Origin of the sequence: Lacinutrix venerupis (assembly GCF_001971745.1) — a bacterium.
GTDB classification, from domain to species: Bacteria; Bacteroidota; Bacteroidia; order Flavobacteriales; family Flavobacteriaceae; genus Lacinutrix; species Lacinutrix venerupis.
Genome location: NZ_CP019352.1, coordinates 2,628,561 through 2,650,197 on the forward strand (window position 1 = coordinate 2,628,561; position 21,637 = coordinate 2,650,197).

Consider the following 21,637-nt stretch of genomic DNA (forward strand, 5'->3'; position numbering starts at 1 on the left):
GTTTTTTTATTTCTCGACATCTCCCGTCCATTCTGAAAAACCTCCTAATAAATTATAAGCATTCTCAAAACCCATTTCATTCATTATAGCACATGCTTGTCCACTACGGCCACCAGACCTGCAGTACACATAATAGTTCTTACTTTTATCTAAGGCTTCCAATTCATAAATAAAAGCTTGGCCTTTAAATATGTTTAAATTTTTTGCATTAGGAATAAAACCATCTTCAACTTCTTCTTCTGTTCTTACATCTAGTATAAAAGCATTTTCATCTGCTTTTAATTGTTTAGCCCATTGCTCTTGTGATAAATCTGACATTTATAGTTTTTTTTAATTGCAAAGTTAATGAAATTAACGTTTCATTAAGATATAGACGTAAAAAACCTGAAGTGTTACAACTTCAGGTTTTTTTATAGAAATATTTTATTTCTAAACTTTTATTGTACAACCAATAGCTTTAGTTTCAGTCACTTCAACTTCTTTCCCATTTAATAATGCATTTACAGCATCTTCAACATATTTCTTTTTTACTTCTTCTGCGTTTTGATAATTATCATCTATAGCACCAATGTACTTAACAACATTTCCTTTTTTTGTTTTTTGTACTACATAAATATGAGGTGTTTTTGTTGCTCCAAACTGTGGATATACACGTTGACCTTCGTCCATTAAATATGGAAAAGTAAAACCTTTTTCCATTGCTCGCTCTTTCATAGCCTCCATGCTATCTCCTGGCTTTACTTTTACGTTATTAGGCATAATTGCAATTACAGGATAACCCTTTTCGGCATACATTTTATTTAACGCCTCTATTCTATCTTCATAGGCTACTGCATAAGGGCATGTATTACACGTAAATGTGATTATAAAACCTTTTGCATCGTCAAAATCCGACATAGAAACCGTTCTACCATCTATATTCTGTAGTTTAAAATCGGCAACTACATCTCCTACTTTATAACCTTTATCATTTTCTACGTTTGTAAATGACCAAATGCCAAAAACAACTGTTGTTAACAACATTAATTTTAATACTTTTTTCATTTTTCTATTTTTTAGTTTATAAATTTATCTACTTCCAATTCTAGTTCTTCTAAGGTAAAAGACTTTTCAAAAAACACTCTTTTATTTTTATTATATATTATTGTTGCAGGAATAGCTCCTGTCCATTCTTTATCTACTTTGGGTATCCAAGTATTTGCGTCCACATCGTTTAAAACTACTATTTCAGATTTTAACTTGTGCTTTGCTATAAATGGTTTTAGTTTAGTATCGTATTGCTTTGGAAAATCTAAACTTACTAATAATACTTCTACGTTTTTATTTTTATAGTTTTCATTTAAAGCTTCAAAATAAGGTAATTCTTTAACACATGGCGCACACCATGTTGCCCAAAAATTCACTACATAAATCTTGTCTTCGGTCTTATTTAACAATGGTTCAAGCTCGTTAAAATTATAAACTTTTAAGTCTATATCTTTTAAGTTAATATCTTGATTAGCATTTTGAACATTTGCAACTGTTTCTGTTTCTAACTTTACATCTTCTTGGCTTGTATTTTGCTTGCAAGCAAAAATTAGCAGGAATAATAATAAAACATATCTCATCATTTTATAAAAATAATCACAGAATTGTAAACATTAACCATTTTTAACAAATATTTACATTAAATTTAATTTTGATTCTTGAAATCCAATTTATATATTTGACGCTTTAGAATATATTATGAACATTTTTTTAAATAATACTTGGTGGTGGAATTCTCGAAACTTTAACTTCGTGAACTAATCCTAATACGTATTATTTATATAACTATACAAAAAGGCTTGTCTCACGACAAGCCTTTTTACATTCTGAACTTTTTCTCAGAATTAATTAACATAAAAGCAACATCTCATAAAAAATGAGTTATTGATATAAATTCAGCATTAAATGAAAACTTTTAGCCTTTACACTAATTACAAAAAAATTCTTGCAGATACTATTACTCCAGTTAGTATCTATTTAAAAATTAGAGATAAATTTCCCAATAGTATTTTACTAGAAAGTAGTGATTATCATGCAAACGATAACAGTTTCTCTTATATCTGTTTTAATCCTATTGCTTCTATAAAAGTATCTGGAGACACAATTGAACAAAAATTTCCAGATGGAAGTATACTTAGAAATCGTACTAAAGATGTTCCTAAAATGATCCATAAGTTTACTAAACGTTTTAAAGTAAATTCCGATCATGATTTTAAGTTTATAAACAATGGTATTTTTGGATATACTGCTTACGATGCTGTAAAGTACTTTGAAGATATAGAAATTTCAAAAAAAGAAAACTCAATAGATATACCAGATATTTACTATGCTGTCTATCAAAACATTATTGCAATTAATCATTTTAAAAACGAAGCTTATATTTTTGCTCATTGTTTTAATGATAATGCTAGCAATATAGATGAAATATTACATATTATAAAGTCTACTAATTTTGCTTCATTTGAATTTTCTACAGATTCAAAAATAAAATCAAATCTTACAGACGACGAATATAAAGATCATGTTGCATTAGCTAAAAAACACTGTGCAAGAGGAGACGTTTTTCAGCTTGTTTTATCAAAAAAATTCTCTCAAACGTTTAAAGGAGACGAGTTTAATGTTTATCGTGCATTACGTAGCATTAATCCATCTCCATATTTATTTTATTTCGATTATGGCAACTTTAAAATTTTTGGAAGTTCTCCTGAAGCCCAATTGGTAGTAAACGAAGGAATCGCAGAAATCCATCCTATTGCCGGTACTTTTAAGCGTACTGGAAATGATGAAAAAGATACTGGATTAGCAAAAAAGCTTGCCGAAGATGAAAAAGAAAACTCTGAACATGTAATGCTAGTAGATTTAGCCAGAAACGATTTAAGTAGACATGGCAGCCAAGTAAAAGTTGAAACTTATAAGGAAGCCCAATTCTTCTCTCATGTTATTCATTTAGTTAGTAAGGTTACCGGAAAAATTCACGACAATACTGCTACTATGCAAGTTGTTGCAGACACATTTCCTGCAGGAACTTTAAGCGGAGCGCCAAAACATAAAGCCATGCAATTAATAGAAAAATATGAAAAAACAAGCCGTGCTTTTTATGGTGGAGCTATTGGTTTTATGGATTTTAATGGTAATTATAATCATGCAATAATGATTAGAACTTTTTTAAGTAAAAACCACGAATTACATTGGCAGGCTGGAGCTGGATTAGTTTCTAAATCTAATCCAGAGAATGAGTTACAAGAGGTCTATAATAAATTAGGAGCATTGACAAATGCTATTGAATTAGCAAAAGAAATTTAATATGAAAAAAGTATTAGTAATAGATAATTACGACAGTTTTACATATAATTTGGTTCATTATTTAGAGGATTTAGATTGTGAAGTAACTGTAAAAAGAAACGATAAATTAACTTTAGAAGAAGTTGACTCTTTTCATAAAATAGTACTATCTCCTGGTCCAGGAATACCAGACGAAGCTGGCTTATTAAAAGCAATAATTAAACAATACGGTCCAACAAAAAGTATTTTTGGAGTGTGCTTAGGACAACAAGCAATTGGCGAAGTTTATGGAGGTACACTAATAAATTTAGAAAGTGTTTTTCATGGTGTAGCTGCAAAAGTCGATATTACTGTAGATAATGAAGTTTTATTTAAAGGCATGGAGAAAACCATAGAAGTAGGCAGGTATCATTCTTGGGTTGTTAATGCTAATTTACCAGAAGAATTAGAAGCCACTTCTTTTGATGAGAATGGGCAAGTAATGTCTTTAAGACATAAAGTTTACGATGTTAGAGGAGTACAATATCATCCTGAAAGTGTACTAACTCCTTTAGGAAAACAAATTCTAGACAATTGGGTAAAAAGCTAAAACAATTAAATTTATCCGGCGCTTTTAATAGAAGACAAATATATTTTGCATATTAAAGCATAAAAACATTTAAAATAATAAAGTTAATCGCTTTCGCGGAAATAAAATGAGAAAAATATTAAACAGATTAATTAATCACGAAAACATCTCGAGCGAAGAGGCTAGAAATGTGTTAATAAACATTTCTAAAGGGCAATATAACCAAAGCCAAATTGCTTCTTTTCTAACTGTATTTATGATGCGTAGCATTACCTTAGAAGAGCTTAAAGGATTTCGTGATGCTCTTTTAGAGTTATGCATAAGAATAGATTTATCTAATTTTAATACTATAGACTTGTGTGGAACTGGTGGAGATGGAAAAGACACTTTTAATATCTCTACAATCTCTTCTTTTGTAACTGCTGGAGCTGGAGTAAAAGTTGCAAAACATGGTAATTATGGTGTGTCATCTGCTTCAGGATCTTCAAATGTTATGGAAGCTTTAGGTATTCATTTTTCAAAAAAAGCAGACTTTTTAAAATACGCTTTAGACCAAGCAGGCATATGTGTTTTACATGCTCCATTATTTCATCCAGCCATGAAACATGTAGCTCCAATTAGAAAAGAATTGGGTGTAAAAACATTTTTTAACATGTTAGGCCCAATGGTAAATCCTTCTTTTCCGCAAAATCAAATGGTTGGAGTTTTTAATTTAGAATTGCAAAGACTATACGGTTATTTATATCAAAACACAGATAAAAATTATAGTATTGTACATGCTTTAGATGGCTACGATGAGATTTCTTTAACAGGAAAAACTAAAATTATTTCTAATAATGCAGAAACCATAATAGAACCATCAGATTTAAAAGTTGAACAATTGGAACAAGCAGATATTTTTGGAGGAGCAACAGTAAAAGAAGCTGCAAAAATTTTCAAAAATATAATTAATAATAAAGGAACAGAAGCACAAAATAATGTTGTTTTTGCCAATGCAGGATTAGCTATTGCTACAGTAAAAAACATTTCTCATCAAGAAGGATTTGAATTAGCAAAAGAGAGTTTAGAAAGCGGCAAAGCAAAAGCTAGTTTAGAACGTTTAATTCAATTAAGTAAATAATGGATATTTTAACCAAAATAGTTAATGATAAACGTATAGAAGTAAACCTTCGAAAACAACTTATTCCAGTAGCACAGTTAGAACAATCAATCCTTTTTAATAAAGAAACCATTTCTTTAGCTAATAAATTAAAAAACAGTAATACAGGAATAATTGCAGAACACAAACGCAGATCACCTTCAAAACAAGTAATTAACAACACTCTAAACGTATTCGATGTAGCCAAAGGTTACGAAAATGCTGGAGTTTGCGGCATGTCTGTTTTAACAGATGGAAAATATTTTGGTGGCTCTTTAGACGATTTATTAACCGCGAGAGCAAGTTGCAATTTACCATTACTACGTAAAGAATTTATTATAGACGAATATCAAATTATTGAAGCTAAAGCTTATGGTGCAGATGTTATTTTACTAATAGCAGCCATTTTAACTAAAGCTGAAATTAAGCAATATTCTGAGTTTGCAAAAAGCCTAAATTTAGATGTGCTTTTAGAAGTGCATAATGAAGCAGAATTACAAAAATCAATCATGCCTAGCCTAGATATGCTTGGTGTAAATAATAGAAATTTAAAAACGTTTGAAGTTAGCTTAGAAACAAGCAAACTATTGAGCGAACAAATTCCAGATGATTTCGTAAAAGTATCAGAAAGTGGAATAAGCAGTATAGAAGCCATTAAAACCTTACAGCCTTTTGGCTATAAAGGCTTTTTAATTGGTGAAAATTTTATGAAAACAGATAATGCAGGCAATAGTGCCCAAAAATTTATAAACGATTTAAAATGAATCTAAAAATTTGTGGAATGAAAAATGAAAACAACATCCTTGATGTTGCAGAACTTAATCCAAGTTATATGGGTTTCATTTTTTATGAAAAATCACCACGATACTTTAATAGTGTAATACCAGAACTACCAGAGAACATTAAAAAAATAGGTGTTTTTGTAAATTCTACCTTCGACTATATTAGAGGAAAAGTAGAAAAACATAATCTACAAGGTGTACAATTACATGGTGACGAGACACCAGAATTATGTTCTAAATTAAAAGCTTTAGATATTATTGTTATAAAAGTGTTTTCAATTAAAAACCAATTTAACTTTAATGTTTTAGAACCTTTTGAAGACGTTTGTGATTATTATTTATTCGATACAAAAGGCAAAGAACCTGGTGGAAATGGCTATACTTTTAACTGGAATGTTTTAAAAAAATACCCATCCATTAAGCCTTATTTTTTAAGTGGTGGCATAGGTCCTAAAGAGTTGGATGCTTTACTTTTATTTTTAAAAAGACCAGAGTCTGAACTTTGCTGCACATTAGATTTAAACAGCAAATTTGAGACTGCTGCAAAATTAAAAGACATTACAAAGCTAAAAGCTTTTCAAAAAAAATTAATAGATGCTAACTATATAAGATAATTACTATTTAAGGTAGAAATTACTTTACTCATTGAAAAAGAAAATGAAATATAACATCAACAACAAAGGTTACTACGGTGATTTTGGAGGCGCATACATTCCAGAAATGCTTTATCCAAATGTAGAAGAGCTACGCTTAAATTACCTAAAAGTAATGCAAGAACCTTCTTTTAAAGAAGAGTTCAACCAATTATTAAAAGATTACGTCGGGCGCCCATCTCCACTTTACTTTGCAAAGCGATTAAGTAAAAAATACAACACAAAAATTTATTTAAAACGAGAAGACTTAAACCATACTGGAGCTCATAAAATTAACAACACAATTGGTCAAATTTTAATGGCTCAGCGTTTAGGTAAAAAACGAATTATAGCAGAAACTGGAGCAGGACAACATGGTGTAGCAACAGCAACTGTTTGTGCACTTATGGGCATGGAATGTATTGTTTACATGGGAGAAATTGATATTGCACGTCAAGCACCAAATGTTGCAAGAATGAAAATGCTAGGCGCTAAAGTTGTACCAGCATTATCTGGAAGTAAAACATTAAAAGACGCTACTAATGAAGCCATAAGAGATTGGATAAATAATCCTGTAGACACACATTATATTATTGGAAGTGTTGTTGGACCTCATCCATATCCAGATATGGTAGCTAGATTTCAAGCTGTAGTTTCAGAAGAAATACAGTGGCAATTACAAGAAAAAGAAGGAAAAAGCACACCAGACTATGTAATAGCATGTGTAGGTGGAGGTAGTAATGCTGCCGGTGCTTATTATCATTATTTAGAAAACACTAATGTAAATTTAATAGCCGTTGAAGCCGCAGGAAAAGGTGTTAACTCTGGAGAAAGTGCAGCAACCTCTGCATTAGGTAAAGAAGGTATTATTCATGGTAGTAAAACCTTATTAATGCAAACTAACGACGGACAGATTACAGAACCATATTCTATTTCTGCTGGACTAGATTATCCGGGTGTTGGACCAATGCATGCTCATTTATTTAAAACTGGACGTGCCGAATTTGTTTCGGTTACAGACGATCAAGCTATGACTGCTGGATTAGAATTATGCGAACTAGAAGGCATCATTCCTGCAATAGAAAGTTCTCACGCACTAGCTGTTTTTGGACATAAAACATTTAAACCAGACGATATTGTTGTATTAAGTTTGTCTGGTCGTGGAGATAAAGATCTTGATACTTATATTAATCATTTCAAATTATAAATTGTGAATAGAATTAATCAAAAACTAAAAGAAAATAAAAAGTTACTTTCTATATATTTTTCTGCAGGTTTCCCTAAACTAGACGACACAGTCTCAATAATAGAAAACCTTGAAAAAAATGGTGTAGATATGATTGAAATAGGACTACCTTTTAGCGACCCATTAGCAGATGGACCAACAATACAAGCAAGTTCTACACAAGCATTAAAAAACGGAATGACAACCAATGTTCTTTTTAATCAATTAAAAGACATTCGTAAAACCGTATCTATTCCATTAATACTTATGGGTTATTTTAATCCTATGCTTCAATATGGTGTAGAAGCATTTTGTAAAAAGTGTCAAGATATTGGTATTGATGGTTTAATAATTCCAGATTTGCCTGTAGATGTTTATAACGAAGAATACAAAGCTATTTTTGAAAAATATGGTTTAATAAATGTGTTTTTAATAACTCCGCAAACCTCTGTAGAACGTATTAATTTTATAGATTCCATTTCAAATGGATTTATTTATATGGTAAGCAGCGCAAGTGTAACTGGTAGCAGCTCTGGTTTTGGCGAAGCACAAACTAATTACTTTAAACGCATTGCAGATATGAACTTAAAAAATCCTCAAATTATAGGTTTTGGTATTAGTGATAGTGAAACTTTTAAACAAGCTACAAAATATGCTAAAGGAGCGATTATAGGTTCTGCGTTTATAAAACACTTAAAAAGCGAAGGTGTTACCAAAATAAATAATTTTACAAATCTAATTTTAAGATAGTTTAACATTGACAGTCAATGTTTTAACTAAGCCTTGTGATATATTTTTATTGATGATTTGTATATTAGTATAGAATCAATAAAACAAAAATATTATGGGAACTATAAAAGACAAAAAGAAATTTAAAACTACAAAAACACAAACAAATCCTACCAACCCAACTGGGAACACGGATATAAAAACAAATAAATTTGATATTGATAAAGCAACTATCAAAAAGCAACAGAACAAGCAATAATTTAAATTAAATTATTACTTTGTAAAGCCCAAACTTAATACTAAGTTTGGGCTTTACTTATTATAATTATTATGGCTTTAAACATTGTTTTAATAGAACCCGAAATACCTAATAATACAGGAAACATTGGCAGACTAGCTTTAGCATCTGGTTCTAATCTACACCTAGTAAAGCCTTTTGGTTTTGAAATTACAGACGCGAGATTAAAGCGAGCCGGACTAGATTATTGGCAACATCTTAACGTTACATATTATGATAGTATTCAAGATTTTTTTAAAATAAATAAAGACAAGAAAATGGCTTTTTTATCAAGTCATGGTACAAAACAACATTGGGATATTAAATTTGAAGACGATATGTTTTTAATTTTTGGAAAAGAATCTAAAGGCTTACCAAAACCTATCATTCAAAAACATGAAAACGCTTTATTTAAAATTCCGCTTTACAACGAACATGTACGCAGTCTAAACTTAGCAAACGCTGTAAGCATTATAATTTACGAAGGTTTAAGGCAATTAAAATGAATAATTTAATAAGTGTTTTAGAAACTGAATTCTCTCGTAATGCAAATTCCCAAATAGCATTAAAGCAGCAAGCTTATATGCGAGATCAATTTTTAACTTATGGTATTAAAACGGAAGTAAGAAGAAGCATTCAAAAACCATTTTTAGTTAAAACCTATCTTCCAAAAAAAGAAGAATTAGAAACCATAGTAAAAACACTTTGGGCAAAACCAGAAAGAGAATTTCAATATTTTGCACAAGAACTTTCTTTTAAATATTTAAAGCAAACAGAACAAAAAGATATTGCTTTATTCGAGTTTATGATAACTAATAAATCTTGGTGGGATACTGTAGATTTTATAGCAGTAAAACTATTAGGCAACTACTTTAAAATCTTTCCCGAATTACAAAAAGAATACGTTGATAAGTGGTTAAATTCAGAACATATATGGTTGCAACGTTCTGCGTTATTATTTCAATTAAAATACAAAACAGATTTAGATTCTAGTTTAATGGCTTACACCATTAATAACCTTTTGGGCTCTAAAGAATTTTTTATAAACAAAGCCATTGGTTGGGTTTTAAGAGAATATAGTCGCACAAATCCTAATTGGGTTTTAGAATTTGTGGCAGCTACACCGTTAAGTAATTTAAGCAAAAAAGAAGCACTTAGACTCATGCTATAATTTATGTTTTATTTAACCAAAAATCCCTGATTATCAGTTCTATTTGTATTATATTTTAATAAAAATAATACAATGAAATATCATATTATAATTAACAGTGTAAAAGCTGTAGATGCTTTACAAAATGCATGGTCTAAAGCAGATTATGTTTCATTATTAGATAAATTTGGTTTTGAAGATGCTGGAGAAAACACTTCTGAAAAAGAACTAATAGAATTACTTTTTATGGCAATTTCAGACTTTGAGCCAGAAGAAGCTGCCGCTATTATTTTGGACTATAAATTGTCTGATAAATTAAATGAAAATCAAATTGAACAGATTTCTCATGAAATGCTTTTAGATAAAATTTCTGAAGAATATGCAGACATCTCATTACATCATCAATTATACAATATCAACCAACTGCTTCACAAAGCATACAATGGAACATTTCCAAGTGCAAAAGCAACTTTGGTTGAATTTGAAATTTCTCCAAACAAAAATGTTAATAAAGAAGTAGTGTTAAAAGCACTTAATGCAACCTTAGCACCAAGTAATGTAATAAAACGCTTATTTAACGATGCTTTAGAAGGAAAGGAAGCTTTTGACGAAGCCGAGAACATTATTTGGAATTTAAAACATAATGGCGACAATTCTTATACAATTACAACTTCAGAGTATTGGATAAGTCGTGATGAATTTAAAGATGCTGAATTTGATGTAACAATTGTTGAATTTGAAGAGGATGACGAAGATTAATATTCGCCTTTCTGTTTTAAGTAATTTAGATAAAAATCTTCCACTTTTTTTCGAGCCCAAGGTGTACGACGTAAAAATTTAAGACTAGATTTAACTGATGGGTTATCTGTAAAACATTTAATTTTTATATTATAACCCATATATTCCCAACCGTAATGCGCTTGTAAATCGGTTACAATTTTTTCAAGTTTAATTCCGTGAAGTGGATTATTAGGTTGTGACATTTATAATACCATTTGTTTTATTTTAATAGCTTTCTCAAAATGGTCTAATTGGTGCGTTTCAATCCACCAAGTAGCAGCCTCCATTAGCAATTTTGGATTGTCATTTTTGTTTTTAAAAAACGCATAAAATGAAACTCCAACGTTATCTCCTTTTTGAGCTATTTTTTTATTACAGACTTCTATTATTTTTTGTTTTAATTCTTCGGTCATTTTAATTTCTAGATTGTCTATCTCCACCAGATCTTTTATTATTTACAGATCCTCTACTTTTACTACGGTTTCTTCCTCCTCCATTTCTTGAGTTAGAATTCTTTTTAGACCTATCTCCAGGACCTTTTGCCTTTTTATTTCTTGGCTGTCTATTTTGCCCTGGTTTTATTGGTGCTGTTGATGCATTGGGATCTGGCTCGAAACCTTCCATTATTTCTACTGGTAATTTTTCTCCAATTAGCTTTTCAATATCACGTAAATACTGTGTTTCGTCTGCCGAGACTAAAGATATAGCTTCTCCTTTAGCTCCTGCTCTACCTGTTCTTCCTATTCTGTGTACATAATCTTCAGAAATATTGGGTATTTCAAAATTAATAACATGTGGTAATAATGGAATATCCAATCCACGTGCGGCAATATCTGTTGCTACCATTACGCGAATTGTACCGTCTTTAAAACCTTTTAAAGCTTTGGTTCTTGCGCCTTGACTTTTATTTCCATGAATTGCTGCAGCGGTAATTCCGGAGCTAATCATTTTCTTAGTTAATTTATTGGCTCCGTGTTTTGTACGTGTAAACACAAGTACTTGTTTCCAATTACCATCGGAAATTAATTTAATTACCAAATCGGTTTTTAAACCTTTTGCTACACGATATATTTTTTGGGATATAGCTTCAACTGCTGTATTTTCTGGAGTAGCTTCAACCTGTACAGGATTTTTAAGAATATTAAAAGCTAACTTTTTTATATCCTTAGAAAACGTTGCAGAAAACATAAGGTTTTGCCTTTTATCTGGCATTAGTTTCATGACACGTTCTATATCACGTAAAAAGCCCATATCAAGCATTCTATCTGCTTCATCTAAAACAAATATTTCCACACGTTTTAAAGATAATAAACCTTGATTGTTTAAATCTATTAAACGACCTGGTGTTGCCACCAAAACATCTACTCCTTTTCTAATAGTTGCTACTTGTGGTTTTTGGTTTACACCACCAAAAATAACTGCGCTTCTTAAATTTAAAAACTCGCTATATTCTTTAACATTAGCATATACTTGTGCAGCTAATTCACGAGTTGGTGTTAATACTAATGCGCGAATAGGTCTAAATTTTTCTTTAGGGTTTTCGCTTAGTATATGTAACATTGGTAAAGTAAAACCTGCTGTTTTTCCTGTTCCTGTTTGTGCAGATGCTAAAACATCGTATCCATCTAAAACTGGTGGTATTGCTTTTGCTTGTATTGGTGAAGGTGTATTGTATCCTTTTTTACTAATTGCTTTTAGTATAGGCTCGGACAGCCCTAATAATTTAAATGACATAAATAGTGTTTACTTGAGAGCCTTAATTTGGCGTTTTAAGATGAACATCTATTTTATAAACATCACCTCTTTTTTTGTGTAAAGGTAGTACTTATTTATAGTTTGCTGCTATAATTGGCAAATGTTTGTGTTTTAAACAAATTTAATAAATAAAACTATCAATTTTTATTGCTAATAACACCAGCCAAATAATCTGCATCTTTACTTACTCCTCCTAAAGTTGCCGAGCCACGTGTATACATCCATGGTAATCCTATAAAATATAAGCCTTCTATATTACTTACTCCTCTGTAATTTTTTGGATAATTATCTGCATCTAATTCTAAACCTTGAATCCAGTTAAAATTAGGGCGATAACCTGTAGCCCAAACAATGTTTTTAATTGTCGATACTTTTTTAGTTTTAAAAAAAATATCATTATTTAAAGCATCTTTAGTTCTCCCAACAGCAATAACATTGTCTCTAGATAATATCTCTTTTACGTCTGTACCTATAACTGGCTGTGTAGAAGAATTAATTTTTTTTCCAATCCAACTATATTTACTAAAACTTAAAAAGCCTACTAATGTAAACCACCACCATAATGTTTTACCTAAAAATTGTTGTGGTATAGATTTTACATTTGTATCTCCAGAGAAATAAACGTTTCTTGATTTATTTTTAGAAATTTCGTTTAAAATTTGGTAACCAGAATCTCCACCACCAACTACAAGCGCATCTCCATCTTGTAATTGGTCTGCATTTTTATAGTAATTACTATGCATTTGCAGTACACTTTCCGAAATTTTTGTATGGCAAGGCGGCGTATAAGGTATATGAAATGGTCCGGTTGCTACAATAACATTTTTAGCTTCAATTTCTCCATTTTTATGCTCGATATAAAACCCTTTTTCTGTTTTACGTACAGCTGTAACCAACGTATTTAGTTGTACTGGAATTTTAAATTTATCTACGTAGGATTTAAAATAATTAGCCACTTCAAACTTGGTAGGATAATGTCCTTTTGGAGCATTAAATTTATAGCCTGGTAAGTGATTATATTCGGTAGGTGTAAATAATTTTAAAGAATCCCACCTATTTAACCAAGAGGCACCAATCTCCTTTTCACCATCAACAACAATAAACTCTTTGTTCATTGCTTTTAAATGATAAGCCATTGCTAATCCTGCTTGCGCTCCTCCTATTACCACATAATCCAACATCTGTAACTAATTTAATTCCATGCAAAAATAGAAACATAAGTGAGAACCACTAAGTATTTACTAATTAATAACAATTCACTAGTTTAATTTTAAGGTATATTTGCTTAGAACCTAAATAAAGTTTAAACAACATATTACCAAAACAAATATTAATTAGTGATGTAGTTGTAAAAGACTTTAAAACAAAGTTTTTAGCAGTTAAAAAATAATAAAATTTAAAAACATGAAAAACCAACAATATATTTTATTGTTAATCATATCCTTATTTATATCTCAAAATATATTTTCTCAAGAAAAATTCGAAAAAACTAAACTGGTTACCACTGTATTTAAAGCTTTAAAAAAACAGAACGAAAAAAAAATACTAAGAAGTCTACCAACAAAAGAAGATATTAAATACCTTATTCCGCTAGTTAAAACGGCAAATCCAAAAGAAAACATACCTGGAGTAGACTCTATAATTTTAGAGTTTAAAACTGGAGCTATTGAAAGTTTTAGAAAAGCTATTAAAAAAGGAATTGCGTTTGGTATTGAATGGGATAATATTGTTTTACAAAAGGTAAAATATGAAGCAAATCCTGAACCAAAATTACAAATAGAGAGAGGAAAAATTACGTTGGTTTGCAGTAGTAATGAGAAAAAGTTTTTAATTATTTTAAAAAAATCGTCCAAAATACGTGGCACTTGGAGATTAATGAACCCTATTAAATTTACGTTGATTTAAAGCATTTTAATACTTAATCAACTAAAAAAAAAATTACTTGCTTTTTCATTTATACAAGAACTTGGCTTTGTAAAAAAAAAATTTGCTAACTTCGAATTTATATAACGTTGAATATAATTTATTAAAACGGAATCATATTCGAGTGACATTAGCTACAATTATGAAAAAAATCACGTTAATATTTATTACTTTAATTTCTTTACAGAGTTTTTCTCAAGATACTCCTTGTGTTTGGCAAGATGGCTTTTATCGTTACTATGTAAGACTAATCACTGATAATATTCCTGCACCTGATTTTAATAAAACGGATTTTATAAATCATCTGATTACCAATAGCAACCCACCAAATTCTGATTTGATTTTTTTAAACAATTCAATTACTGAAGTATATCCTTCATTTCCCATATTCATAAATGAATATTTACAAAAAACAGTAACTGTAGTGTGTGATGATGACTCTATGGATACTTTCTTGATTGTTTATTCAGAGTCAATTGAATTGGTTGAATTTCAATGCGAAGCTGAACTTGGAGTTGAAGACTTTGATTGGAAAAATAAGATTAAAATATATCCCAACCCTGTTTCCGAAAACTCTTTTATCCAAATTGATATAAAAGCAGGTTTTAAGAATTTAAAAATTCATGATATAACTGGCAAACAATTATACTCTATAAAAATAGAAAATTTAAACCTTATCGACTTTAGTCCATTCATGTTAAAAAATGGAATTTACTTTCTAACGTTTTCCTCTGAAAATCTAACAATTTCGAAAAAAATAATCTATAAATAACTGTAGCTAACACTGTGTATAAAAAATGCTTATTTTAGTGATTAACCAAAAGGAAAGTGCGTGTTTGCTTTCTTCCGATTTTCGTTCCGAAAATCCTCTGACACAAACACGCACTTTTCATACACAAACACGTTATAAAAATTCGAAATCTCGAAATTTAAGGTGTAGAATTAGAGACCTGTAACATTTTACCGTTATAATACTTATTACCATTTAAAGAGAAATCTGCAATATATTCTGCCATTTCTAAAGCTGTTGTAGGTGCTTGATAGCCAGGAAAAGCTTCTTCTAGCATTTCTGTTTGTACTGCACCCAAAGCAAGTACATTAAAGCTTGGTCCAGTTTCTTTATACTCCTCGGCTAAAAGCTCTGTAAGCGTTACCACTGCACCTTTACTAGAACTATATGCAGACAGTCCAGGAAACTTAACACTACCTTGTACACCTCCCATAGAACTAATGGTGACTACGTGTCCATCGCTTTTTAAAAATGGTAAAACACGACGCGTCATTTCGGCAACACCAAATACGTTTGTTTTATAAACGTGTTCAAAATCTTCCATAGAGGTTTCTGCAAATGGTTTATTTAACAATGCTCCTGCATTATTAATTAAAATATCTACATGCTTCCACTCTTTAGTCACGTAATCTTCAACCTTTTTATAGTCTTCTTTTTTTCCTAAATCGAAAGCAAAAGATTCTATATTATCAAACTGAAGATTACTTACTGGCTGTGCGTTTCTTGATAGCGCCAATACATTATGACCTTGATTAGCTAAGATATGTACCAACTCAAAACCAATACCTCTACTTGTTCCGGTAATTATAATATTTTTACTATTCATGCATTTTAATTTCTTGTGATGCTGTATTTGCCATTGTTTTTATTACTGGTGCTAATTTATTTATTAGACTTGCCATAAAATTATAATCTAATTTATCTACCTCATCATCTACATGATGGTAAAAATCAAAATTAGTTAAATCGCAAGACGACACAGTGTGACTTGGCACATTAAAAGCTTGGTAAAAAGCATAATTATCTGACCTTTTAAACAACCCATATTTTTTTGAAACATCTGACGCTCCAATAAGTTTTTCACCTGCATAATTATTCATTTTTTCTCCTAGGTTTGATAATTCGTGTCCTGTAATAAAGGCTTGATAGTCTCTATCTTTAAAAGGTACACCAATCATCTCTAAATTAATCATTGTGTACAGCTTAATTTCACTTTCCTTTAGTCTTTCCGCCAAATGTTTTGAGCCTAATAATCCTTTTTCTTCAGCAGTAAATGTTGTAAAAATAATGCTTCTTTTATTGTTTTTATTTTCAGAAAAATATTTTGCCAAAGCTATTACACCACTCGTTCCCGCAGCATTATCATTCGCTCCATTGGCAATAGTATCTCCATTTACATCTTTACCAGAACCAATATGGTCGTAATGGGCTCCAATAATAATAAATTCGTTTTTAAGCTTAGCATCTGTTCCTTCTAAATACCCAACAACATTAAAAGCGTCGAGTGTTTCGACTTTAAAATTATCGCGATACGTATCGAAATATGGCTTTAAACCATAATCTTTAAATGCTGTCTCAATATAAGTTGCTGCTTTGTCTATACCTTCACTTCCGGTGTCTCGACCATTCAAATCATCTGAAGCTAAAAAAGACACTATTTCTTTTATTTCTGCAGCATTTATAAAATCTTGATCTTCCTTTTTATTCTCTACCGTTTGCGTTGTTTTTTCGGTGGTATTTTGAATAGTTGTATTAGATGTTTTTTTAGCAGAATCGCAACCTATAAATAAAGCTAAAACACTAAGCGTAGTTATTATTTTCATGTTATTTTTTATTTGAGTTTAAAGATAAAAAAAACCTACTTCATATTTATGAAATAGGTTTTTAGTTTTATTAAGATTATTGGTTTACCTCTTAATGGTAAAATTATACTAGCATTGTAACTGGATTTTCAATATATCCTTTTAATGTTTGTAAAAATTGTGCTCCTGTTGCTCCATCTACCGTTCTATGGTCGCAAGCTAAACATAATTTCATTGTATTACCAACAACTATTTGTCCGTTTTTAACTACTGGCTTCTCTACAATATTTCCAACAGATAAAATTGCTGAATTAGGTTGATTAATAATAGAAGTAAAACTATCTATACCAAACATTCCTAAATTAGAAACAGTAAAAGTACTACCTTCCATTTCGTCTAAAGCAAGTTTTTTATTTCTTGCCTTACCAGCATATTCTCTAACCGCTGCACCAATTTGTGGTAAAGTTTGCTCGTTAGCAAATTTAACTACTGGTACTAATAAACCGTCTGGTACTGCTACTGCAACACCAATATGTACATGGTTATTTAATTTCATTCTATCGTCAAACCACTGAGAGTTAACCTGTGGATGTTGTTTTAAAGCTAATGCACATGCTTTTACAACAATATCATTATAAGATATTTTTGTATCTGGTACAGAATTGTATTGCTTTCTAAAAGCAATAGCATTTTCCATATCAAACTCTACATTTAAATAGTAATGTGGTGCAGTAAATTTAGATTTTGCTAAGTTTTTAGCAATAGCTTTACGCATGTTAGAGTTTGGAACTTCATCAAAATCTTCTTGACCAGTAGGTACAAATTTAGCTGCTGATGCCGATGATGCTTGAGTAGAAGTAAAGTTTTCTATATCTCGCTTTACAATACGACCATTTTCTCCTGTTCCTTTAACGTGATTAAGCTGAATACCTTTCTCCTCTGCCATTTTTTTAGCTAAAGGTGAAACAAATACTCTACCACCATCTGGTGTAGAATTTGATGTCGAAGCTGAAGCTTTAGGTGCTTCTTTTTTAGCTTCTGTTTTTGGAGCTTCCTTTTTAGGCGTTTCCTTTTTTGGTGCTTCTTCTTTTTTAGCTGAAGCACCTTCTACTGAAAAGTTTTTTGCTACAGAAGACACATCTGTTCCTTCAGGGCCAATAATTGCTAAAAGCGAATCTACTTTAGCAGAATCTCCTTCTTCTAAACCTATATGAAGTAAAGTTCCAGACTGAAAAGATTCAAACTCCATTGTTGCTTTATCTGTCTCTATTTCTGCAAGAATATCGCCTTCCTCTACTGTATCACCAACTTTCTTTAACCAAGTTGCTACAGTACCTTCCTCCATAGTATCACTTAAACGTGGCATTGTTACAACAACAACTCCTTCTGGTAAACTTTCAGATGTTGATTCGGTTGCTGTTGAGTTATCAGACTCTTCTTCAACTTTATCTTCTTCTTTAGATTTATTTTCTGTTGGTTTTTCTTCTGCAGAACCGCCTTCTAATAAACCTGAAATATCTTCACCTTCTTCTCCAATAATAGCTAAAAGTGAATCTACTTTTGCTGTCTCTCCTTCTTGAATACCAATATGAAGTAATGTACCTTCATTAAAAGATTCAAATTCCATGGTAGCTTTGTCTGTTTCAATTTCAGCTAATATATCGCCTTCCTCTACTTTATCACCTACTTTTTTAAGCCAACTTGCTACAGTTCCTTCTTCCATTGTGTCGCTTAAACGCGGCATATTTATTACTTCTGCCATAGCTTATTTATTTTATTTTATGCTCTATAAATGGATAATCTTCTTGCTCATAAACAGAATCGTACATAACACTCTTTTCTGGATATGGAGATTCTTCTGCAAATTTCTCACATTCTGAAACTAATGCTTTAACACGCTTATCTATTTCTTTTATTTCGTCTTCGGTAGCGTATTTTTCTTTAAGAATTATATCCTTAACCTGTTTAATAGGATCTATTTTCTTGTACTCTTCTACTTCTTCTTTTGTTCTATAATGTTGTGCATCAGACATTGAGTGACCTCTATATCTGTATGTTTTTACTTCTAAAAATGTTGGTCCGCCACCAGATCTAGCTCTTGTAATTGCCTCATCAAAAGCTTCAGCTACTTTAATAGGATTCATTCCATCTACTGGCCCAGAAGGCATCTCGTATCCACGTCCTAACTTCCAAACATCTGTATGGTTTGCAGTACGCTCTACACTTGTACCCATGGCATAACCATTGTTTTCGCAAACAAAAACAACAGGTAAATTCCATAACATTGCTAAGTTAAATGTTTCGTGTAAAGAACCTTGTCTTGCAGCTCCGTCACCAAAACAGCAAATAGTTACAGCATCTTTATCGTGGTATTTGTCTCCAAAAGCAATTCCTGCTCCTAATGGAATTTGACCTCCAACAATACCATGTCCTCCATAAAAACGGTGTTCTTTAGAAAAAATGTGCATAGAACCACCTAAACCTTTAGATGTTCCGGTTGCTTTACCATAAAGCTCTGCCATAACACGCTTAGGATCCACACCCATACCTATAGGTTGAACGTGATTACGGTATGCAGTAATCATTTTATCTTTTGTTAAATCCATTGCATGTAAAGCTCCTGCTAATACTGCTTCTTGACCGTTATATAAGTGAAGGAATCCACGAACTTTTTGTTGGATATAAACTGCAGCAAGTTTGTCTTCAAACTTTCTCCAGAAATACATATCTTCATACCATTTAAGGTAAACTTCTTTAGTTATTTTCTGCATTTTTGGTGTTTATTATAAAAAAATAAATCGTTCATTTTTTTTTATTACCAATTAAAAACTGGTATTAATCAATTATTTCAATTTAAAAAATTGAGTTGCACTAACAAAAGTAATACTTTGAATTGGTAATGCAAAAGCGAAAATTGACAAATTATTTACGAAAACGTTATAGATTTGAAGAATCGAATCCAAATGGTAATAGGTTGGCTAATGAATTAGACTTCATAACCTTACCAACTTCTCCCATAAAATAAATTTCTACAGGCTGATTTTGTTTTGTTTCGTACTCTGCAATAGCTTGCCTACAAGCTCCACATGGAGGAATTGGCTCGCTAGTTTTTTGGTTTTTAGACGCTGCTGTAATTGCCATTTTTATAATTTTTGCCTTTGGAAATTTTGCTCCGGCATAAAAAATTGCTGTACGTTCTGCACATAAACCAGAAGGATAAGAAGCATTTTCTTGATTACTACCAGAAACAATCTCTCCATTATCTAAAAGAATAGCTGCTCCAACATGAAAGTTAGAATATGGAGCGTAAGCGTTTTCTCTTGCTTTAATTGCTTCTTGCATTAGGCTTTGAATATTTTCTGGAGTTTCTTTTAAAGAATCGAAAATATATAGTTTCGATTCTATTTTAACTTCTTTCATATATTATATTTAAAAAGGGCTAAAAACTAAATTAGACAAAAAAACTATTGCTTTGGGCAATAGTTTTAATTTGTATAAATATAAATAAATTATTAATACTCTGTATATTCTCCTTCTCCAAGATTAAATGTTAAAGAAAAACGCAATGTACTTTCTAATGGGCTTTGCACCTTTGATGCAGAGAATAAATATGATAAATCGATATTTAATACATTGTATTTAAAACCTGCTCCTAAAGCAAAAAACTTACGAGCTCCTTTTGTTTCGTGCTCGTTAAAGTAACCTGTTCTAAAGGCAAAAGATTCTTGATATAAGTATTCTAAACCAACAGCATAAGTAAATTCTTGTAGTTCTTCTTTAAATCCACCTGGAGCATCACCAAAAGATTGAAATATTCCTGAAACAAAATCTACATTATTATCTTGACCATCTATAATATAATTGTTTTCTGTTGCAACTGTTATGTCTTCGTCTGCTTGATAACCTGGTGTTTCACCACTTTCGGTATATTCTATTCTATCTCCTAAAACTGGAGGTGTTGGCACTAAAAGTTTTGCAAACTCCGCTGTTACTCCTAATTTGTTATACTGATCGAAAATAAAATCGAAACCACCTCCTAAACGTAAAGTTGTTGGTTGAAAATTTTCTTGACCACCTTCATCATATTTAAATTTAGGTCCTAAATTTTGGATGGCAAAACCACCTCTCCAACGACCATTAAAATCGTTATAAGCTTCCTCTTCTCCTTGATAATATCCTGTTATATCTACACCAAATGTACTTGCTGCTGTTGCATCATTATCTCCTAAATTTAATTTTAAATCTGAACGTAAATAACGCATAGCTACAGCCATACCAAATTGGTCACTTAATCTTAATGTATAAGATAAATCTAACGTTAACTCATTTGGTGATTGAATTAATGGGATAGAGTTTTCATCTTCAACAAATTCAATATCTCCAAGCGAGAAATATTTAAAACTTGCTGCAAATGCACTTTGCTCGTTTATTCTATTAAAATAGGTAACATTACCAAGAAATATATCGTTAACTAATTTGCTTAAATATGGAGTATAACTAACTCCTACTCCAGATTTTGCTGTAGAGAAAACATATTTTGCAGGATTCCATTGCTGAGAGAAGGCATCTGGTGAGGTGGCAACACCCATATCTCCCATTGCAGCTGCTCTAGCATCTGGCGCTATTAATAAAAAAGGTACACCTGTAGTTATTACCCTTGTGTCTTGATAAGGTTGAACTACAAATGAATTTGCAGGTGTTTGTGAATAACTTTTTAAAGCAAAAGCAAACACCATTAGTACTAATATATTCTTTTTCATAATTTTTTTTATTTGAC

Annotated in this window: 26 protein-coding genes; 13 read left to right on the forward strand and 13 right to left on the reverse strand. The window is 31.1% G+C overall.

From position 1 onward, the window contains the following. Positions 1–6 precede the first annotated feature (6 nt). The 3 genes from BWR22_RS11895 to BWR22_RS11905 all read right to left on the reverse strand — a co-directional run bounded on the left by BWR22_RS11895 (position 7) and on the right by BWR22_RS11905 (position 1,610). Complete coding sequence (locus BWR22_RS11895; protein ID WP_076733883.1) at positions 7–318, reverse strand: rhodanese-like domain-containing protein; 312 nt, start codon at positions 316–318, stop codon at positions 7–9. A gap of 111 nt (positions 319–429) precedes the next feature. Next, on the reverse strand, positions 430–1,044 hold the full coding sequence (locus BWR22_RS11900) for a thioredoxin family protein (RefSeq protein ID WP_076733884.1): 615 nt from the start codon (positions 1,042–1,044) through the stop codon (positions 430–432). A gap of 11 nt (positions 1,045–1,055) precedes the next feature. Continuing rightward, positions 1,056–1,610 carry a TlpA disulfide reductase family protein gene (locus BWR22_RS11905; protein ID WP_076733885.1) on the reverse strand — a complete coding sequence of 185 codons (555 nt, stop codon included), beginning with the start codon at positions 1,608–1,610 and terminating at the stop codon, positions 1,056–1,058. Between the two features lie 322 nt (positions 1,611–1,932). Between BWR22_RS11905 and BWR22_RS11910 the strand changes: the two genes are divergently transcribed. The 11 genes from BWR22_RS11910 to BWR22_RS11955 all read left to right on the forward strand — a co-directional run bounded on the left by BWR22_RS11910 (position 1,933) and on the right by BWR22_RS11955 (position 10,569). After that, complete coding sequence (locus BWR22_RS11910; RefSeq protein WP_076733886.1) at positions 1,933–3,330, forward strand: anthranilate synthase component I family protein; 1,398 nt, start codon at positions 1,933–1,935, stop codon at positions 3,328–3,330. Position 3,331: 1 nt separating this feature from the next. Next, entirely contained in the window at positions 3,332–3,898 is a 567-nt protein-coding gene (locus BWR22_RS11915; protein WP_076733887.1) for an anthranilate synthase component II, read from the forward strand. Positions 3,899–4,004: 106 nt separating this feature from the next. After that, on the forward strand, positions 4,005–4,997 hold the full coding sequence (trpD, locus tag BWR22_RS11920; protein WP_076733888.1) for an anthranilate phosphoribosyltransferase: 993 nt from the start codon (positions 4,005–4,007) through the stop codon (positions 4,995–4,997). Further along, positions 4,997–5,779, forward strand: a complete 783-nt coding sequence (gene trpC, locus BWR22_RS11925) for an indole-3-glycerol phosphate synthase TrpC (protein WP_076733889.1) — start codon at positions 4,997–4,999, stop codon at positions 5,777–5,779. Before trpD ends, trpC begins: the two co-directional genes overlap by 1 nt. Further along, positions 5,776–6,411 carry a phosphoribosylanthranilate isomerase gene (locus tag BWR22_RS11930; RefSeq protein ID WP_076733890.1) on the forward strand — a complete coding sequence of 212 codons (636 nt, stop codon included), beginning with the start codon at positions 5,776–5,778 and terminating at the stop codon, positions 6,409–6,411. The genes trpC and BWR22_RS11930 overlap by 4 nt, the downstream gene beginning before the upstream one ends. Positions 6,412–6,454: 43 nt before the next feature. Beyond that, entirely contained in the window at positions 6,455–7,636 is a 1,182-nt protein-coding gene (gene trpB / locus BWR22_RS11935; RefSeq protein ID WP_076733891.1) for a tryptophan synthase subunit beta, read from the forward strand. Between the two features lie 3 nt (positions 7,637–7,639). Beyond that, the gene (gene trpA, locus BWR22_RS11940; protein WP_076733892.1) at positions 7,640–8,404 is read left to right on the forward strand and encodes a tryptophan synthase subunit alpha; all 765 of its coding nucleotides are present in this window, start codon (positions 7,640–7,642) and stop codon (positions 8,402–8,404) included. Positions 8,405–8,498: 94 nt separating this feature from the next. Beyond that, positions 8,499–8,642 carry a hypothetical protein gene (locus tag BWR22_RS14440; RefSeq protein WP_198033378.1) on the forward strand — a complete coding sequence of 48 codons (144 nt, stop codon included), beginning with the start codon at positions 8,499–8,501 and terminating at the stop codon, positions 8,640–8,642. A gap of 71 nt (positions 8,643–8,713) precedes the next feature. Further along, positions 8,714–9,166: a tRNA (cytidine(34)-2'-O)-methyltransferase gene (locus BWR22_RS11945; RefSeq protein ID WP_076733893.1), complete on the forward strand. Its 453-nt coding sequence runs from the start codon at positions 8,714–8,716 to the stop codon at positions 9,164–9,166. After that, positions 9,163–9,831 (forward strand): DNA alkylation repair protein, encoded by a 669-nt coding sequence (locus BWR22_RS11950; protein ID WP_076733894.1) that lies wholly within the window; start codon positions 9,163–9,165, stop codon positions 9,829–9,831. Before BWR22_RS11945 ends, BWR22_RS11950 begins: the two co-directional genes overlap by 4 nt. A 72-nt stretch (positions 9,832–9,903) precedes the next feature. Then, positions 9,904–10,569 carry a hypothetical protein gene (locus BWR22_RS11955; protein WP_076733895.1) on the forward strand — a complete coding sequence of 222 codons (666 nt, stop codon included), beginning with the start codon at positions 9,904–9,906 and terminating at the stop codon, positions 10,567–10,569. Here BWR22_RS11955 and BWR22_RS11960 read toward each other — a convergent pair. The 4 genes from BWR22_RS11960 to BWR22_RS11975 form a co-directional block, all read right to left on the reverse strand. Next, positions 10,566–10,793, reverse strand: coding sequence for a VF530 family protein (locus BWR22_RS11960; RefSeq protein WP_076733896.1), 228 nt, complete (start codon positions 10,791–10,793; stop codon positions 10,566–10,568). The genes BWR22_RS11955 and BWR22_RS11960 overlap by 4 nt on opposite strands. Then, positions 10,794–11,003, reverse strand: a complete 210-nt coding sequence (locus BWR22_RS11965; RefSeq protein WP_076733897.1) for a DUF6500 family protein — start codon at positions 11,001–11,003, stop codon at positions 10,794–10,796. 1 nt (position 11,004) lies between these two features. Then, complete coding sequence (locus tag BWR22_RS11970; RefSeq protein ID WP_076733898.1) at positions 11,005–12,324, reverse strand: DEAD/DEAH box helicase; 1,320 nt, start codon at positions 12,322–12,324, stop codon at positions 11,005–11,007. 158 nt (positions 12,325–12,482) lie between these two features. Further along, positions 12,483–13,526 carry a flavin-containing monooxygenase gene (locus tag BWR22_RS11975; RefSeq protein ID WP_076733899.1) on the reverse strand — a complete coding sequence of 348 codons (1,044 nt, stop codon included), beginning with the start codon at positions 13,524–13,526 and terminating at the stop codon, positions 12,483–12,485. Positions 13,527–13,749: 223 nt separating this feature from the next. On the opposite strand from BWR22_RS11975, the gene BWR22_RS11980 reads away from it, so the two are divergent. Both BWR22_RS11980 and BWR22_RS11985 read left to right on the forward strand, forming a co-directional pair. Further along, a complete protein-coding gene (locus BWR22_RS11980; RefSeq protein WP_076733900.1) occupies positions 13,750–14,250 on the forward strand; it encodes a hypothetical protein in 501 nt (166 codons plus the stop codon). A gap of 160 nt (positions 14,251–14,410) precedes the next feature. Then, positions 14,411–15,040: a T9SS type A sorting domain-containing protein gene (locus BWR22_RS11985; protein WP_076733901.1), complete on the forward strand. Its 630-nt coding sequence runs from the start codon at positions 14,411–14,413 to the stop codon at positions 15,038–15,040. Positions 15,041–15,197: 157 nt separating this feature from the next. Here the strand turns inward: BWR22_RS11985 and BWR22_RS11990 are convergent, their stop codons facing one another. The 6 genes from BWR22_RS11990 to porV all read right to left on the reverse strand — a co-directional run bounded on the left by BWR22_RS11990 (position 15,198) and on the right by porV (position 21,620). Beyond that, positions 15,198–15,884 carry an SDR family NAD(P)-dependent oxidoreductase gene (locus BWR22_RS11990; protein ID WP_076733902.1) on the reverse strand — a complete coding sequence of 229 codons (687 nt, stop codon included), beginning with the start codon at positions 15,882–15,884 and terminating at the stop codon, positions 15,198–15,200. Then, positions 15,877–16,881, reverse strand: coding sequence for a M28 family metallopeptidase (locus tag BWR22_RS11995; RefSeq protein WP_076733903.1), 1,005 nt, complete (start codon positions 16,879–16,881; stop codon positions 15,877–15,879). Before BWR22_RS11995 ends, BWR22_RS11990 begins: the two co-directional genes overlap by 8 nt. Before the next feature lie 103 nt (positions 16,882–16,984). Continuing rightward, positions 16,985–18,622 carry a pyruvate dehydrogenase complex dihydrolipoamide acetyltransferase gene (locus tag BWR22_RS12000; RefSeq protein ID WP_076733904.1) on the reverse strand — a complete coding sequence of 546 codons (1,638 nt, stop codon included), beginning with the start codon at positions 18,620–18,622 and terminating at the stop codon, positions 16,985–16,987. A gap of 7 nt (positions 18,623–18,629) precedes the next feature. Continuing rightward, positions 18,630–19,631 (reverse strand): pyruvate dehydrogenase (acetyl-transferring) E1 component subunit alpha, encoded by a 1,002-nt coding sequence (pdhA, locus tag BWR22_RS12005; protein ID WP_076733905.1) that lies wholly within the window; start codon positions 19,629–19,631, stop codon positions 18,630–18,632. A 166-nt stretch (positions 19,632–19,797) separates the two neighbouring features. After that, on the reverse strand, positions 19,798–20,280 hold the full coding sequence (gene cdd / locus BWR22_RS12010) for a cytidine deaminase (RefSeq protein WP_076733906.1): 483 nt from the start codon (positions 20,278–20,280) through the stop codon (positions 19,798–19,800). Positions 20,281–20,372: 92 nt separating this feature from the next. Beyond that, positions 20,373–21,620, reverse strand: a complete 1,248-nt coding sequence (gene porV / locus BWR22_RS12015) for a type IX secretion system outer membrane channel protein PorV (RefSeq protein ID WP_076733907.1) — start codon at positions 21,618–21,620, stop codon at positions 20,373–20,375. Between the last annotated feature and the right edge of the window lie 17 nt (positions 21,621–21,637).